Here is a 17,089-nt window from a genome sequence, read left to right as displayed (position 1 = left end):
GGGTCGCGGGACGGATGCCCCCGCCGCCGCTTACCGTGGAGGGCAGGGGAGGAAGGGCATGATCGGGGGACGAAAGGCGTGGATCGCCTGGCCGGCGGGTCTGCTGTGCGCCGGCGTGGTGGCCGGGCTGGCGTGGCTGGCCGCCCCCGGAATCCCGGCGGCCGTGCAGTTCGCCGGAGACCTGCTGCGCTCCGCCACGGCGGCCGAGCAGGCCGCCTCGGCGCCGGCGACGGCGCGGCCGATCGAGAGCATCGGCACGGCCATCACCGACGACTGCCGGTCGCTGTATCCGGACAAGCTGTGGGTCCAGCTCAGCTGGCAGCCGCACGTCGTCCTCGACCAGTCGCAGGACCCGCCGGCCACCGCCGCGACCGGGGTGCGCGACGCGCTCACCCCCGACGTGCTGATGACCTGCGCGTGGCGCGACCGGGACGGCGGCACGGTGGTCACGACGCTCGCGAAAGTGGATGCCGCGGCCGCCGCGGTCGCCCGCCCGGGGTTCGCGAGTCAGGGCTTCCACTGCACGGACGCCGGCGGCGGCATCCGCTGCGCCCGGACCAGTGGCCGCACGACCGAGGAGAACGTGGTCCGCGACGGGATGTGGCTGTCCACGACCGAGCAGGCGTGGCATCCCTCCGGCTACACCGACGAGCTGGTGCGTCGGCTCTGGCCGTAAACGGTACGGCGCCTCGGTCAGGTCCCTCAGCGACGGGCACTTCGTCTCGCTGCGCTCGCTCAGCGCGAGGCGCAGCGACCGAGACGAAGGGCCGGTCTTACGGGAGGTCCCAGGTGTGCACCGGCTCGTTGGCGTGCATGCCCTCGGCGTACAGCGCGAGCATCTCGGTGAGGGCGCGATCGCGATCCATGCCCCGATCCTCGAGCGCGCGGACCGCGGCGACCTGCCACGAGGCGCCGTTGACCCGGCGCTTGCACCGCTCCTCGACGATCGTCAGGTAGCGATCCCGCACGGCGGCCGACACTCCCCACAGCGACAGGCCCTCGTCCGCGAGGGGGAGCAGGCGCCGCAGGATCAGCTCGTCCCAGGGCACCTCGCCCAGTCCCGGCCAGTAGAGGGTGGCGTCGACGCCCCGGCGGGCGCCCTCGGTGAAGTTCGACTGCGCCGCATCGAAGCTCATCTTGGTCCACACCGGACGCTCTTCGGCCGCCAGCATCCGCAGCGCCCCGTAGTAGAACGCCGCATTCGCGAGCACGTCGACCACGGTCGGACCGGCCGGGAGCACCCGGTTCTCGACCCGCAGATGCGGGCGTCCGTCCACGACGTCGTACACCGGCCGGTTCCAGCGGTAGACCGTGCCGTTGTGCAAGCCGGGCTCCTGCAGCTTCGGTGCGCGGCCGGCGGCGAGCTCGGCCTCGGGGTCCTCGTCGCTGGTCTCGGCAGGCAGGGCGGGGAAGTAGCGGACGTTCTCCTCGAACAGGTCGAAGATCGACGTGATCCACCGCTCGCCGAAGAACACCGGCGGCCGCACGCCCTGGTTGCGCAGCTCGGGCGAGCGGGTGTCGGTGGCCTGCAGGAACAGCTCGGTGCGCGTCTCGGCCCACAGCTGCCTGCCGAACAGGAACGGCGAGTTCGCCCCCAGGGCGAGCTGGGGGCCGGCCAGCAGCTGGGCGGCGTTCCAGTTCGCGGCGAACTCGGCGGGCGAGACCTGCACGTGCAGGCTGCACCGAGGTGCAGGCCGACTCCGGGGCGATCGACGGCGAGAAGATGCGCAGCGACTCGGTGCCGGCGATGTCCAGCTCGAGGTCTTCGCGGCGCGCCGAGAACACGGCCTCGTCCAGGGCGGCGTAGCGCGCGTTCGCGCTCATCCACTCGCCCTCCAGATGCTCCGGCCGCAGGGTGGGGAGGATGCCGATCATCACGATGCCGGCCCCCGCCTCTCGCGCCTTCTCCTCGGCGTGGTTCATCGAGGAGCGCAGCAGCCCTCCAGCTCGAGCGCCGCCGCCCCCGGCAGGGGGCGGGGCGAGACGTTCAGCTCGATGTTGTACCGGCCCAGCTCGGTCTGGAACGCCGGATCGGCGATCGATTCCAGCACCTCGGCGTTGGCCATCGCCGGCTGCCAGTCGGCGTCGACGAGGTTCAGCTCGATTTCCAGGCCGGTCAGCGGCCGGTCGAACTCGAACGCGTGGTCGCGCAGCATCCGCTCGAACACGTCCAGGCAGCGCTGCACCTTCGCCCGGTACTGCTTGCGCTGCTCGCGCGTGAACACGGTGCTGCCGACGTCATCACCCATGGCGACTTCCTGATGCCCGGTCCACTGTGGGCCGGTGCGTCTGGTGCGAGCTAAGCACATCCGCCGCCGGCAGGCACGTGCTCGGTCGCGCGACGCCGCCTACGCTGGTGCCGATGGGCCAGCGCGGCGGGAGGCGGATGATGCACGGACCAGGCGAGGATGCCGCGGCCGCAGACCGCGCGCAGGTGGGCGGCAGGCGGGTGATGCGCGGAGCGGGGCAGGATGCCGCGGCCGCGGACCGCGCGCAGGTGGGCGGCAGGCGGACGATGGCCGGAGCGGGGCAGGATGCCGCGGCCGCGGACCGCGCGCAGGCCGCGGCGGTCGACCCCGGCGCCGGCCGCGGCCCGGCGTGGCTGGATGCCGCGCTCGCCGAGCACCTGCCCGCGCTGGTCGGTCTGCGTCGGCGGATCCACGCCCACCCCGAGCTGTCCCGGCACGAGACGGCCACGACCGCCCTGATCCACGACACCCTGACGGCGGCCGACATCCCGGCCCAGGTGCTGCCCGGCGGGACGGGCGTGGTCGCCGAGATCGCCGGCCGGGCCGCGGCATCCCATCCGGTGATCGGCCTGCGCGCGGACATCGACGCCCTGCCGCTGATCGAGGGCAGCGGCCTGCCGTTCGCCTCCACCGTGCCCGGGGTCGCGCACGCGTGCGGGCACGACCTGCACACGACCGTGCCTGCTGGGCGCGGCGCTGGCGCTGCGGTCGGCGCCTGATCTGGCCGGAAGCGTGCGGCCGCTGTTCCAGCCCGCCGAAGAGGTCATGCCGGGCGGCTCGCACCAGCTGGTGGCCGCCGGCGCCCTGCGCGGCGTCGACCGTCTGTTCGCGCTCGCACTGCGACCCGCGGATCCCGGTGGGGCAGGTGGCCCTGAGGGTGGGGCCGATCACCTCGGCCTGCGACATGATCGAGCTCGAGGTGGAGGGTCCCGGCGGCCACACCTCGAGGCCGCACCTCACCGTCGACGTGGTGGGGGCGCTGTCGGCGGTCGCCTCGCGGCTGCCGCTGCCGGTGAACCGGCGACTCGATCCGCGCGCGGGTGCGCTGCTGGTGTGGGGCGCGATCAGCGCGGGCCAGGCATCGAACGTCATCCCGCGCCAGGGGTCGCTGCGGGGAACCCTGCGCATCCTCGACCGGGCCGCGTGGGAGCACGCCGAGCCCGTGGTCACCGAGCTGATCGCCCAGCTGCTCGCGCCGAGCGGGGCGGAGTACCGGCTCACGTACATCCGCGGCGTCCCGCCGGTGGTCAACGACGCCGCGTCGGTGGCGCTGGTGCGCCGGGCCGTCGAGACCGGGCTGGGCCGAGAGGCCCTCGGCGAGGCCGAGCAGTCCGCCGGGGCGGAGGACTTCGCCGTGCTGCTCGAGCACGCGCCCGGGGCGCTGGCCCGGCTGGGCGTGTGGGACGGGCTGGCGCCGCAGGTCGATCTGCACTCGCCTCGATTCCGGGCCGACGAACGTGCGATCGCGGTCGGGGTGCGCACTCTCGTGCACACGGTGCTGGCCGCAACCGGCCGCGACGCCTGACGCGCCGGGTCTCGGCATCCGGCTCGCGCTACCGTTTTCCGCTTCCGCGCCCGTTCGTTATGGGCGCGGATGCTGATTTCGACAGCGCGAACGGTTAGCGCCAGTTCGCGCTCGACTGGAGCGCGCCCGGCCGTGCTGGCACTCTGGCGACTGGTGGTGGTCCCTCGCTTCTGCGCGTCTCGGGCCCCGTGACTGCTCGCGCTACCGTTTTCCGCTTCCGCGCCCGTTCGTTATGGGCGCGGATGCTGATTTCGACAGCGCGAACGGTTAGCGCCAGTTCGCGCTCGACTGGAGCGCGCCCGGCCGTGCTGGCACTCTGGCGACTGGTGGTGGTCCCTCGCTTCGGCTCGCGCTTCTGCGCGTCTCGGGCCCCGTGACTGCTCGCGCTACCGTTTTCCGCTTCCGCGCTCGTTCTTTATGGGCGCGGATGCTGATTTCGACAGCGCGAGCGACCTGCACCGCGTCCGACCGCCGGGCCCGACCGCATTTCAGACACGGCGACACGGTTCCGGGACGCGCGTGGTGGGCGACGGTAGCCTCGTAGACAGGGGACCGTCCCCATGTGAGGAGTCCTGCGATGAGTGATCCCCGGGAGCCCATGGGCGAGCCCGTCGAGGAGCCGACGCCCGTCGCCGATGTGGTGGGCCAGGCGCACGAAGGGCTGGCAGAGGCCGAGGCGGCACGCCGCAACCCGACGATCGAGGAGCAGAATGCGTCTGCCGACGAGGCCGCAGCGCGGCAGCCCGCGGCGCCGGAAGCGGATGCTGCGTCCGCCGACGCCGACGAGTCCGCATTCGCCACCCCTGAGTTGAACGATGCCCACGCCGCGGGAGACACCCGCGCCGACGCTGCCGACGCCGCGGCAGCCGACCGTGCTCGGCAGCCGACCGTGCTCGGCAGCCGACCGTGCCGCGGCAGCCGACCGGCCCGCGGGCGGGGACAATGCCGAACCTTCCACGACCGCGGTGGACGAGGCATCCGCTGCCCGGTCGAACCCGCGTACGTCGCACCGGCCGCCGTGCCGACTCGGCAGCAGCCCCAGCCGCGGCAAGCCGCAGCCGATCTTCGTGCAGGCGCCGGAAGAGCCGCGGCCACGCGGCAACCGCGCTGCGGCCGGCGGCATCGGCATCATCGCCGCGATCTGCTTCGCGGTGCTGTATCTGGCCGCCGGTCTGGCGATCGGCCTGGTCACCGGCGACCTCACCGGCGACAAGGTCGGCTCGTGGCTGTCCGGCGAGCTGACCACGTGGGGCCTGTGGGTTCCGACCGCGGTGTTCTTCCTCGCGTTCTGGCTGCTGGGCGCGATCATCAACCGCGGCCGCTGGGGCGTGTGGGTGATCCTCGGCCTGCTGGTCGGCCTCGCCGCGTACGGCGGGCACCTGCTCGGACAGCTGTTCGAGGCGCAGTTCTGGATGATCACTGCCCAGCAGGGTGCCCAGATCGTGCAGGATCAGCTGTTCGCCCCGCTCGCCATCGCGGCGCTGGTGATCGCGCGCGAGCTGACGATCTGGTTCTCGGCGTGGATCGCCGCCCGCGGCAAGCGGATGACCGAGTTGAACATCGAGTCGCGCCGCGAGTACGAGCGGACCCTCGAGGCAGGGCCCCAGCTGGCCGACTGAGTCATGTCCGGGGCGCCGGGCGGACCCGGTCGCGCACCGACCCCGTCGGGCGGCGGGGTTCCGCCGCTGATCGCGCTGGCGTTCGCGACGGTCCTGTTCGGTGCGCTGGTGATCGGCGGACTGGGAGGCACGAGCCTGCTGACCGGGCGCGATGTGATCTCGGCGCCGGGCTTCGGGCAGTTCCCGGGAGTGGCGGGAGTGGTCGCCGCGATCGTTGCGTTCGCGCTGGTGCTGTGGGCGGCGCTGCGCCAGCCGCGCCCCTCCTTCTGGGCCGGCGTCTGGGCGGCGGCGGCGTGCACGATCGTCTACCTGGCGGCCGTGTGGGTGGCCGGCGCTGTGCAGACCGGCGACGTCGTGCTCCCGGCATCCGTCGTCGAACGGCTGGTGACGGGAGGCTTCATCTTCGTCGTCGCCGGCGCGGCTCTGGTGGCGGGCTGGGGCGGGGTCGCGTTGGCCCGAAGTCGCGGTGGACGGCCGCGATGGCCCTGGGAAGACGACGAATCGCCCTGATGAACGCGGCGAAAAGACGCCGATGAGCGGATGCTGCGCGTTACGGTGGTGTGCGTGGAGCGATCGCTCGAGACCCAGGTGAGCCAGGCTGTCGACGCCTGGCTGCGGTGGCTGCCGCGCTGGGAGCCGGCCACGCATCGCGGCCGGGTCGCCGTGTGCCGGCGGTGTCTGGGTTCGCCGGTGCTGTCGGCGGCGGGACTCGGTGCGGACGTGCCGCATGCGGTCCAGCACGGGCTGTCCACGCGGGTGAAGGCGATCATCGACCAGTCGGTGGCCGAGTACACGGCCCGGAATCTGCCGATGCTGCAGGGGAGCTCGATCAGCAGGCCGCGCGCAATCGTGCGCGCAGCTATCGCCCGATGGAGGGTCTGGATCCGGAGTTCGAGGGGATGCCGCTGGATCCTGAGCCGCAAGCCCGGGGCGCCGTTCCTGTTCACGCTGTCGGGGATGGCCGATGAGGCGGATGCCGGTGTGCCGGCGCTGCCGCCGCTCAGCGACGAGGCCAAGGCGGCGCTGCGCCAGGAGGTCGGCCTGGCCGACGAATACGCGAACATGATCGGCCGCGAGGTCTGCTCGATCCTCCTCAGCCACCGGCTGCGCATCCAGGCCGCCGTGACCGAGTACGTCGAGCCGCAGGTCGCGGCGCTGCTGGACGAGCTCACCCGGTCGCTGGACTCGCCCTTCGACCCCTCAGACTGACCCCGCCCTTCCCCTCGAAATCGTACGATGTGGCCGGCTGCACATGAAACCTGGCCAAAATTGATGTGCACTCGGCCAGATCGTACGATTTCAACGACCGCGGGGATGTCGCGCAAGCCGGGCGATCTCGCGCGACCGCGGGGATGTCGCGCAAGCCGGGCGATCTCGCGCGACCGCAGGGGATGTCGCGCAACCGGGCGAGTCGCGGCAGCGCGGCAGCGCGGCAGTGGCGGAGCGAGCGGGTGGGCCGCGGCACGACCCCGGTCCGCGATTTGCTACCATTACCAGGCCTGACCGCTGTCTGCGCGCCGCGCGGGATGGCCTGTCGACTCAGAGCGCGAAGAAGCAGCGGATGGGGGTCCGGGATGCCGAAGCGCCTGCCTTCGACGCCGCCCGTGCTTCCCGGCCTGGCCTATGTGCGTCCGCTCGGTTCGGGCGGATTCGCCGACGTGTTCCTGTATGCCCAGGACATGCCCCGGCGCCAGGTCGCGGTCAAGGTGCTGCCGGCCGGCGTGCACGACACCGACATGCTGCGCATGTTCAACGCCGAGGCCGACGTGCTCGCCCACCTGTCTGCGCACCCGTCGATCGTCACGGTCTATCAGGCCGGCATCTCGGCCGACGGCCGCCCGTACATCGTGATGGAGTACTGCCCGGGTTCGCTGGCCAAGCGCTACCGCCAGGAGCGCATGCCGGTCGACGAGGCCCTCACCATCGGCGTGAAGATGGCCAGCGCCCTGGAGTCGGCGCACCGCGCGGGCCTGGTGCACCGCGATGTCAAGCCCAGCAACATCCTCATCACCACCTTCGGCACCCCGGTGCTGGCCGACTTCGGCATCTCGTCCTCGCTCGCCCCCGGCGGCGAGGAGGTCCTCGCCATGAGCGTGCCCTGGAGCGCACCCGAGGTCGTGGCCGAGCAGACGGCCGGCACGGTCGCCAGCGAGGTCTGGGGCCTGGGCGCGACCGTGTACTCGCTGCTGGCCGGCTACAGTCCGTTCGAGCGGCCCGAGCCGGGCCAGAACACCCGCGAGCACCTGCGCCGCCGCATCCTGCGGGCGGACTTCCCGCGGATGTCGCGGCCCGACGTGCCCGCCGGGGTGCAGAACGTCCTGGCCGTGGCGATGGCGCGCGAGCCGCAGGACCGCTATCCGAGCGCACTCGCGTTCGCGCAGGCGCTGCGCGACGCGCAGCACGGCATGGGCTTCCCGCCGACGCCGCTCGAGGTGGCCGAGGACGAATGGGTGCCCGGCGATCAGACGGTCGACTTCGCGGATGCCGCGGCCCGCGGGCCCGCGATCTCGTCGGTGCCGCACGACTCGCGTCGTCGCACGACCGAGCCGCCGCCGCTGATCTCGCGCGCCCGGGACGAGGACGCGGACATCTCCGCCCCGACGACCTCGGTCCGGCGACGGGTCTGGCCGTGGATCCTCGTGGCCGCCATCGCCGGCGCCGCCGCCGTCCTCGTGATCTGGGCCGTGCTGGCCGGGACCGGGGGCTGAGGTGCGCCGCCGCTCGCTGATCGCGACGATCGTCGCCGTCGCCGCGGTGGCGGCGTCCATCGTCACGATCAGCATCGTGTGGCCGGGGCTGGACGCCCGCTCCACGCCGCCAGAGAACAGCTCGGTCTGGGCGCTGCAGACCGGCGACGGGCGCCGGTACGCGCGGGTGAACACCGCCATCGGCGAGCTGGACACGGTGCGCAAGCGTCTCCAACCCGTCAGCGGTCGCGCAGACCGGCCAGGACGCTTTCCTGTTCTCCGAGTCGTACGGCAAGCTCACCCGGATCGACGCGGCGCTGCCGGCCGACCTCGACGACGCGACGCTGCGCGAATCCCCTCCACCCCGGCCGGCACCGTCGAAGCGGCGGTGTCGGGGGACTTCGTCGCCTACCGGACCGATGCCGGTGCGGTCTACGCCGGCACTCTGTCCGGCGGCGACGCCGTGCTCGTCGACCCCAACCCGGCGAAGACCCCGGACGGCGACGAGGCGGCGCAGGGCGAGACGCCGTTCAGCGCCCGGGCGATCGCGGTGGACGGCGCGGGCGTGGTGTTCGCGTATTCGAAGGCCGCGCGCATGGTGGTGCGCTACCGCATCACGGACGGCGCCGTGCTCGGCCGCGATCCGGTGGACGGGCCGGCGGCGGATGCCGCGGTCGGCCTGACCGCGGTGGATGGCACCTGGTTCCTGATCGCGCCGGACAGCGGCACGGTATGGCGCCGCGGCGACACGGCCACGCACAAGATCACGCTCGTCGGCGATGTCGCCTATGGTCGCGCGCAGGCCACCGGCGATGCGGCCTGGCTCGCCGACGACACCGGGCTGGTGCGGCTGCCCGCCGACGGATCGGCCCCCGAGCGCGTGGTCGGGGGCTCGACCCGCGATCTGGGCACCCCGGCGCGCCCCGTCGTCGACGACGGCGTCGTCTTCGCGGCCTGGCTCGGTGCCGACGGCGGCACGGCCTGGAACTCGGATGCCGGCCAGAGCGACCTGGACTACGCCGACAAATCGCTCGCCGACGAGCGGCGTCCGGTCTTCACCGGCACCGGGGCGGGCCTGATCATCAACGACACCCGCAGCGGCTGGGTGTGGAACGCCCACACCTCCGCGCTCCTGCCCTCCAGCCAGGACTGGTCGCTCGATGACCGCACCGCCCCCGAGACCGCGCCCAGCGATGAGCGGGCGCAGGTGGTGATCGACCCGAAGCCGCCGGTGGCCGAGCCGGACGCGTTCGGCGTGCGCGCGGGGAGCCTCGCCAGCCTGCCGGTCCTGCTCAATGACCACGACCCGAACGAGGACGTGCTCAGCATCGATCCGTCCAGCGTCAGCGGACTGGATCCCGGCTTCGGCTCGCTGTCGCTGACCGACAACGGGCAGCGACTGGCCGTGCACGTGGCTGCCGACGCGGCCGGCTCGGCCACGTTCCGCTACCGGGTCACCGACGGCACCGCCCCCGATGGCCTCTACTCCGCACCGGTGACCGTGACGCTCACGGTCTCGCCGGACAGTGCCAACGCCGCGCCCAAATGGTGCGGAGTGAGCGGATGCCTCGCGGCGTGGCCGTCGCCGCAGGTGGCCCCCGGCGGCACGGTCACGATCCCCGTGCTCAACGGATGGGTCGACCCCGATGGCGACCCGCTGATGCTGCTGTCGGCCACCGATCAGAGCGGGGCGGGCGCGGTCGGCGTCACCCCCGCGGGCGATGTGGTCTACCAGCATTCCGACGCGTCCGAGCGCGATCCGCAGATCGCACAGCTGAAGGTCGTGGTCGGGGACGTCCGCGGCGCCACCACCAGCCGCACGCTCACCGTCCGCATCTCACCCAAGCCGAAGCTCAGCGCCGAATCGTTCACCCTGATCGAGACGCAGGGCAGCGGCCTGACCGTCGATGTCGGCGAACATGTCTCGGGCACGCAGGGGCGCCTGTCGCTGACCTCGGTGCGCGTGCTGGACGAGGCCGCCGCCGAGGCGGTCGCCGGCTCGGGCGGGACCACGTTCGACTTCAGCGCCGGCAAGCCCGGCGTCTATCGCGTCGCCTACACGGTGACCGACGGCATCAGCGAGGCCTCGGCCACCGCCCGCATCACCGTGCTGCCCGAAGATGCCCCCGCCCAGCTGGCCACCGCCCCGGTCGTGGCCTTCGTGCATCCGAGCAGGATGTCACGCTCGACGTGTTCACCGCGGTCAGCAACCCCACCCGGCGGGTGCTGCTGCTCAGCGACGTCCAGCCGTCGGCCGCCTCGGGGGCGACGATGTCGGTGGATGTCGTGGGCCAGAACTACCTGCGCGTGTCCGGCAGCACGGCCGACGGGTCGCCCGGCCGCCTCGGCACCATCCGCTACACGGTCTCGGACGGCACGAACGACGCCGGCTCGCAGATCAGCGGCGAGGCGACGGTGTACCTGCTGCCGTCGCCGTCCGACCTGGCCCCGATCGCAGTGGACGACGCGGTCGTCGTCCGCGCCGGCGCTCAGGTCGACATCCCGGTCCTGGACAACGACGTGGCCGCCGCCGGCGGCACCATCATCCTCAACCCCGCGTCCGTGCAGTCCTCTGCCCGGGGCGCGCTGGCGTTCGCCTCGGGACGCAAGCTGCGCTACCTCGCACCGTCCGCCCCGGGCGACTACCGGATCGAATACTCGGTGTACACCGCCGGCTCGCCGTCGCTGGCCGACACCGCGGTGGTGCGGGTGAAGGTGATCGCCGACCAGTCCAACCGCGCCCCCGGCCGCGCACGCTGGAGGGCCGAGTGCTGACCGGGCAGAGCACCAGCATCCCGTTCCGCTCGTTCGGCGTCGACCCCGACGGCGACGACGTGAGCCTGGACCGGATCGTCACGCAGCCGCGCAGCGGCTCGGCGACCATCTCGCCGGACGGCGAATCGATCGTCTACGCGAGCGTCCCCGGCTTCCACGGGCAGGTCTCGTTCACCTTCCGCGTGGCGGATGCGTTCGGGGCGACCGGCATCGCCACCGTGCGCGTGGGCGTGCTCGACGAGCAGGCCAACCCCAGTCCGGTCACGTTCACCGACTACGTGCAGCTCGCAGGTCGGCGCCGACAACTCCGTGCGGATCAACCCGCTGGCCAACGACGTGGACCCCTCCGGCGGCACGCTGAAGCTCACCGACATCCGTCCGGACGCGGTGCAGACCCTCCTGGACGGCAGCGAGAACCCCGAGTTCGCGCGCCTGCAGCGCATGATCACCGCCACCACGGACGCGCAGGTGCAGATCAGTGCCGGCACCACCCCCGGCACGGTGTCGTTCCTGTATGACGTGACCAGCAGCACCGGCAACACCGGGCGCGGCCTGATCGTGGTCCGAATCGTCCGCGACGCGGTGCCGGACTATCCGGTCGTCACCGACACCGTGCTCACCGCCGCGACCCGCGAGAGCTTCCCGTCCGGGGTGGATGTCGTCACCGGCAACGTGTCCTGGACCGGCGGCGACGTCGCCGACCTCAAGCTGGACCTGTGGGGCACGGTGCCCGGGGTGCACGTGCAGGGCAACCGGATCTTCGGCGACGTGCCCGAGCGGTCCCGGATCATCCCCTTCTCGCTGACCGGCACCACCGCCGCCGGCGACGAGGTGACCTCGTACGGGTTCCTGCGCATCCCCGGGCTGAACGATCTGTCGCTCACGCTGAAGCCGGACGTGTCGGCGCAGCGGGTGACCGAGAGCGATTCGGTGACATGGGACATGGCCGACCTGGTGAGCATGCCCACCGGGGCCACCCTCGAGGTGGGCCCGGACCTGAGCGTGTCCACGTCGCGGAAGGAAGCGGCGTGCACCCGCGAGTCCGGCACGAAGGTGCGGTACGACGCGGGCGCCGGCGCGCCCTGGCGGGACGCGTGTGTCGTGCCGGTGCGGCTGGCCGGGCAGAAGGACTGGACGTTCCTGTCCGTGCCGATCACCGTCACCGCCCTCGACCCGGTGCCCGAGCTCGCCTCGGCGTCGATCACGGTGAGCCCCGGCGCGTCCACCACCTACGACCTGCGGACGATGACGACCTGGCAGGGGCGCACCGACTGGGACCACATCGTCTACCGCGCGTCGTACACGGGGAGCGATTTCACCGTCGTCCAGGACGGGAGCACGCTGACCGTCACCGGGGCGGATGACGCGCCCACCGGCTCCGAAGAGGTGGCGGTCATCGATGTCACCAGCCATCCCGGTGTCGCGCCGGCCCGCCTGATCCTGCGGGTCGGTGCCGTCCCCAGCACGCTGCCGCGGGCCGGGACGGTGACCACCACATGCTCTCAGGCGGACGGCTCCTCGTGCACCGTCGATGTGATCGGCGCGTCCGGCGAGGTGAACCCGCTGCCGGGCACGCCGCTGGCCCTCACCGACGTGCGCGACGCGGGCACGTGCACCGGGGTCACATTCGCGGTGCAGGATGCCGCGCACGTGCGCGCCGCGTGGGGCAAGGATGCCCCGGGTCAGACATGCACCGCCTCGTTCTCGGTCCGCGATGCCCAGGGGCGGAAGACGGCCGGCGACCGGGACGGACAGGTCCTGCTCGACCTGCAGGGATTCCCGAAGGCGCCGACCGCCCTGGTGCAGTCCGGCTACGACAGCGGGCAGGTCACGCTCCGGGTGGATGCCGGACCCGCACGGCTGGCCTACCCGGCGCTGACCGGGTTCGTCATCCGCTATCAGGGTCAGGTGGTCGCCCGCTGCACGCCGGACGGCACGTGTCCGGTGATCTCCGCGCCCAACGGCGAGCAGCGGACCTACACCGCCAACGCGGTCAACCGGGTGGGGGAGTCCAGCGGTTCCGCCAGCACGGTCGCCTGGGCCTATGACGCCCCCGCGACGCCGACCGGCCTGAGCGCGGCGCCGGTGCCCACGTCTTCCGGCGACGGAGGCGTCGTCTCGGTGCGGGTCGACGGACTCGACCCGAGCCAGACCGCCGGCGTGCGGCTGAGCAGCGAGGCCGGCGAGACCGTGGACGTGCCGCTGCCGCCGGGCCAGACATCCCTCACCGTCCCGACCTACCGCATCGCCACGAACTCGGCCTCGCGCCTGACCGCGACGCCGTACTCGCGCTTCTCGCTGCCGCCCGGCTTCGACGGCTCGACGACCGGCCAAGCCATCTCGACGACGGCGAACGGCGTCGGCGCGCCCAAGGATGCGACGCTCACGGTGAAGAGCCAGTCCATCAACAGCGACGGCACGGCGACGATCGTCATGCAGGGCTCGGCGACACGCAACGGCAGCGGATCCACGCTGCGGCTGGGCATCGCTGAGGCGGGATCGGCGTGCCGGGTGACCGACATCGGCACCGCCGCGTCGATCGAGGAGACCTTCACCGCGCGGGTGGGCGACTCGCCCACCTATCGGCTGTGCGCGGAGTCGTGGTTCGACGGCCAGTCCTTCGGACGCACCGAGACGACTCAGCAGGTGGTGGTCAAGCCGACGAACGGCGTCCCGACCCCGCAGGGGTACACGTTCACGGTGGCGGCCAAGCCCGACCTGGCCAGTGGTCGGGCGGAGTGGAAGATCGAGACGAAGCCTACGAGCGGCACGGATCAGAAGCCGGCATGGGCAGATGTCGAGATGAGCGGGTATCCGACATCGATCTTCGATCGGGATCCCGGCATTCAAGTTTGGTACCGGTGGGGTCCATTCGACGGAGACAAGGTCGCGGTTGGACCTTCCTCAGGCAGCGCCCCGTACCAGGTGTGGGCCGACTGGAACGTCGAGAAGTGCGCTGGTGGCGAGACGTTCGTTGTCGGTCATTCCTCCGTGAATTCGCAGAAGGTCGGTGCACGAATCTCCGCTGCTCCGAGTCAGGTGGAGTATCAGGACGCCGATGGCAACGTACTCGACTCACCCTCGGACGGCACGGTTCCCATTGGGGCCGTCTCCGTATCGGGCAGGGCGACGCTCGACTGGTCGCCGACGGGCTGGGATCTCGATGCGCCGGCGCAGCCCATGCGGTTCAGCGGCACCTGCACGCCTAACAATCCGCCTCCCGCTGACCCCACAGACCCACCTGCCGATAACGGCAACTGACCACCTCGACAGGAGAACTGAATGACGATCCCTCAGGAACGGGCCACGTGGTTCGCCGACACGTTCCGCGCGCTCGCCGACAACGTGGAGCACGCCGTGCTGGGCAAGCGGCACGTGATCGATCTCGTGCTCACCGCGATGCTCAGCGACGGCCACGTCCTGCTCGAGGATGTCCCCGGCACCGGCAAGACGTCGCTGGCGCGGGCGCTGGCGCAGTCCGTGCAGGGCACGAACACCCGCATCCAGTTCACTCCCGACCTGCTGCCCGGCGACATCACCGGCATCACCGTGTACGACCAGAAGACCGGCGCTTTCGAGTTCCACGCCGGCCCGGTGTTCGCCAACATCGTGCTGGCCGACGAGATCAACCGCGCCAGCCCCAAGACCCAGGCCGCGCTGCTGGAGGTCATGGAAGAGGGCCGGGTCACGATCGACGCGGTCACGCGCGCGGTCGGCGTCCCGTTCCTGGTGATCGCCACCCAGAACCCGGTCGAGCAGGCCGGCACCTACCGGCTGCCCGAGGCGCAGCTCGACCGGTTCCTGCTGAAGACCTCGCTCGGATACCCCGATCACGCCGCCACCGTGCGCATCCTCGACGGTGCCGCGGTGCCCACCGCCCAGCTCGACCCGATCGTGACCCCGCAGACGCTGGTGAGCATGGCCGACCTGGCCCGTGACGTGTATGCGAACGCCCTCGTGCTCGACTACATCGCGCGACTGGTGGATGCCACCCGCTCGGCCGACCAGGTCCGGCTGGGCGTCAGCATCCGCGGCGCCCTCGCCTTGACCCGGGCGAGCCGCACCCGGGCGATCGCCCAGGGCCGCACCTACGCGACACCCGACGACGTGAAGGCGCTCGCCGTCGCGGTGCTCTCGCACCGGCTCATCCTGCACCCCGAGGCCGAGTTCGACGGGGTCACCCCCGAAGCGGTGATCGGGCAGGTGCTGCTCGACGTGCCACCGCCCAGTCAGCGCGAGGACGCATGAGCCGATCCGTCCGCAGTCTGACCCGCACTGGCCGGCCGGTCATGCCCGAGGGGGCCACCCTCACGGGCACCTTCGGCGCGACCGACGGCACGACGACGGTGCGCACGCGCGTGGCCGCCGAGCAGCGCGGGTGGATCGTGGGCGCGGTCGTGACGACGCTGAGCGGAGCACGACACGTGCACGCCGCGGCGCTGGTCGCCGGCCGATGGCTGGGTCAGACGGTCAACCCCGCGGGGTGGCTGGTGCTGTTCCTGGCCACGATCGGCCTCACCCTGGGGTGGGTGTTCGGCTGGGTCGAGGCGCTGCTGGCCGGGCTCGCGTCGCTCGCGCTGCTGGTGATGAGCATCCCGTTCCTGTTCGGTGCGCGCGGATACGACGTGTCGGTCCACCTGGCCCACGAACGCGTGGTCGCCGGCGATCCGCTCGCCGGGCACATCATCATCCGCAACGTGGGCACCCGCACCGCCCTGCCCGGGCGCCTCGACCTGCCGGTCGGCGACGGCCTGGTCGAATTGGGCGTGCCGCTGCGCCCCGGGCACGACGTCGCCCAGCCCATCGACATCCCGGCGCTGCCGCGCGGCGTGATCACGGTCGGCCCGCCGACGGCGGTGCGCACCGACCCGGTCGAGCGCTGCGCCGCGAGCACGAATGGGACGAGCGGCACGAGATCTACGTGCATCCGCGCACCGAGGCCGTGCCCTCCACCAGTGCCGGCCTGATCCGCGACCTCGAGGGCCGCTCCAGCCGACGGCTCGTCGACGCCGACATGTCGTTCCACGCCATCCGCGAATACGTGCCGGGCGATGCCCGGCGGCAGATCCACTGGAAGTCGACGGCCAAGACCGGGCGGCTGATGGTGCGCCAGTTCGAAGAGACCCGGCGCTCGCGGCTCGCGGTCATCCTCAGCCTGGAACGCGACGAGTACGCGTCACCCGACGAGTTCGAACTCGGGGTGAGCATCGCCGCGTCCCTCGCAGTGCAGGCCCTGCGCGACGGCCGCGACCTGGACGTTGTCACCGGCGCCGAGATCCCGCGCGTGGTGCGGGGGCGGATGCGATCGATCGAGATGATCCAGGCGGGCACGCCCCGCGGACTGCTGGACGGCTTCTCCCGGCTGAACTCGTTCGAGCACACCATGCCGCTGTCCGAAGTGTGCCGGCTGACGGTGGAGGCGTCCGACACCCTCTCCCTCGCATTCGTGGTGTGCGGGTCGGGCACGACGCCCTCGGGCTTGCGGCAGGCCGCCCTCGCGTTCTCGTCCTCGACCGCGGTGGTGGCGGTCGTGTGCGACGAGAAGGCGCCCCCGCGCACCCGACCGCTCGGCGAGCTGACCGTGATGACCGTCGGGCTGCTGGCCGACCTGCCCGGTCTGCTCCTGCGCGGAACGCAGACCGCGTCGTTCTCCGGGGCGGAGGCGCCGGCATGACCGCCTCATCGCGCGCGCGCCGCCCCCTGTTCGCAGCGCCGGATGCTGCGGCCCTGCGCACGCCGCACGTCGCGGCCGGCACCGCCTACGCCATCGGCATGGCGGCCGTGGCGGCCCTCGCCGCCTGGCCGGTGTACGCCGACGTGCGCTTTCTGCTGCTGGCCGCACTCGCCGTCCTGGCCGCGATGGTCGTCTCCACGGCTTGCGACACTGTGGCGCTGGCCGGGATGGGCGACGGTGGCGGCCGCGGGCGTCCTGTTCGTCGTCCTCGGACTGACCGTCGCGGTGCCGCCCGCCGATGCGGCCGGGCTGCTGACATCCCTGCGCGATCTGCTCGTCGGCATCGTGACCGGATGGAAGGACCTGGTCACCGTCGACCTGCCGGTCGGCACGTACCGCAACCTCCTCGTCCCCGCCCTGGTCGTGTTCGAGTGGGGCACGCTGGCCGTGCTGCGCCTGGCCTGGAGACCGGAGCGGTATGGCACCGCGGCCGCCGCCGTCGGGATGGCCATGACCTCGTTCGGGCTGCTGTTCGGCCGCTCGGTGACCAGCGCCCCGAT

The 17,089-nt window shown here is 72.3% G+C and carries 11 protein-coding genes and 3 pseudogenes; 13 read left to right on the top strand and 1 reads right to left on the bottom strand.

Translation table 11 applies throughout. The features are described from left to right. The first annotated feature begins 58 nt into the window (after positions 1-58). On the top strand, positions 59-676 hold the full coding sequence (locus L2X98_RS05465) for a hypothetical protein (protein WP_259612576.1): 618 nt from the start codon (positions 59-61) through the stop codon (positions 674-676). Between the two features lie 97 nt (positions 677-773). On the opposite strand, the pseudogene L2X98_RS05460 reads toward L2X98_RS05465, so the two are convergent. Further along, positions 774-2,249, bottom strand: a pseudogene (locus L2X98_RS05460) (glutamate-cysteine ligase family protein). A gap of 113 nt (positions 2,250-2,362) precedes the next feature. On the opposite strand from L2X98_RS05460, the gene L2X98_RS05455 reads away from it, so the two are divergent. The 12 genes and pseudogenes from L2X98_RS05455 (at position 2,363) to L2X98_RS05405 (ending at position 16,529) form a co-directional block, all read left to right on the top strand. Continuing rightward, complete coding sequence (locus L2X98_RS05455; RefSeq protein ID WP_259612575.1) at positions 2,363-2,968, top strand: M20/M25/M40 family metallo-hydrolase; 606 nt, start codon at positions 2,363-2,365, stop codon at positions 2,966-2,968. Positions 2,969-3,105: 137 nt separating this feature from the next. After that, positions 3,106-3,774 carry a M20/M25/M40 family metallo-hydrolase gene (locus L2X98_RS05450; RefSeq protein WP_259612574.1) on the top strand — a complete coding sequence of 223 codons (669 nt, stop codon included), beginning with the start codon at positions 3,106-3,108 and terminating at the stop codon, positions 3,772-3,774. Between the two features lie 815 nt (positions 3,775-4,589). After that, entirely contained in the window at positions 4,590-5,393 is an 804-nt protein-coding gene (locus L2X98_RS05445; protein ID WP_259612573.1) for an ABC transporter, read from the top strand. Between the two features lie 3 nt (positions 5,394-5,396). Continuing rightward, positions 5,397-5,903: a DUF6121 family protein gene (locus L2X98_RS05440; RefSeq protein WP_259612572.1), complete on the top strand. Its 507-nt coding sequence runs from the start codon at positions 5,397-5,399 to the stop codon at positions 5,901-5,903. Between the two features lie 54 nt (positions 5,904-5,957). After that, positions 5,958-6,602: pseudogene (locus tag L2X98_RS05435) on the top strand (spermidine/putrescine ABC transporter substrate-binding protein). Positions 6,603-6,997: 395 nt separating this feature from the next. Further along, positions 6,998-8,101, top strand: coding sequence for a serine/threonine-protein kinase (locus L2X98_RS05430; protein WP_435526251.1), 1,104 nt, complete (start codon positions 6,998-7,000; stop codon positions 8,099-8,101). 574 nt (positions 8,102-8,675) lie between these two features. Continuing rightward, positions 8,676-9,851 (top strand): annotated as a pseudogene (locus L2X98_RS22125) (Ig-like domain-containing protein); the annotation flags it as partial. A gap of 500 nt (positions 9,852-10,351) precedes the next feature. Then, the gene (locus L2X98_RS22120; protein ID WP_435526269.1) at positions 10,352-10,855 is read left to right on the top strand and encodes an Ig-like domain-containing protein; all 504 of its coding nucleotides are present in this window, start codon (positions 10,352-10,354) and stop codon (positions 10,853-10,855) included. Then, on the top strand, positions 10,849-11,373 hold the full coding sequence (locus L2X98_RS05420; RefSeq protein WP_259612569.1) for a cadherin-like domain-containing protein: 525 nt from the start codon (positions 10,849-10,851) through the stop codon (positions 11,371-11,373). The genes L2X98_RS22120 and L2X98_RS05420 overlap by 7 nt, the downstream gene beginning before the upstream one ends. Positions 11,374-14,137: 2,764 nt before the next feature. Then, positions 14,138-15,103, top strand: coding sequence for an AAA family ATPase (locus L2X98_RS05415; protein WP_259612568.1), 966 nt, complete (start codon positions 14,138-14,140; stop codon positions 15,101-15,103). After that, complete coding sequence (locus tag L2X98_RS05410) at positions 15,100-15,822, top strand: hypothetical protein (RefSeq protein WP_259612567.1); 723 nt, start codon at positions 15,100-15,102, stop codon at positions 15,820-15,822. Before L2X98_RS05415 ends, L2X98_RS05410 begins: the two co-directional genes overlap by 4 nt. Continuing rightward, positions 15,777-16,529 (top strand): DUF58 domain-containing protein, encoded by a 753-nt coding sequence (locus tag L2X98_RS05405; RefSeq protein WP_259612566.1) that lies wholly within the window; start codon positions 15,777-15,779, stop codon positions 16,527-16,529. Before L2X98_RS05410 ends, L2X98_RS05405 begins: the two co-directional genes overlap by 46 nt. Positions 16,530-17,089: the final 560 nt, after the last annotated feature.

This window comes from Microbacterium elymi (assembly GCF_021582895.2).
Classification (GTDB): domain Bacteria; phylum Actinomycetota; class Actinomycetes; order Actinomycetales; family Microbacteriaceae; genus Microbacterium; species Microbacterium humicola.
The sequence above is the reverse complement of the archived record's forward strand: the minus strand, read 5'-3'. Positions and strand labels throughout refer to the sequence as shown.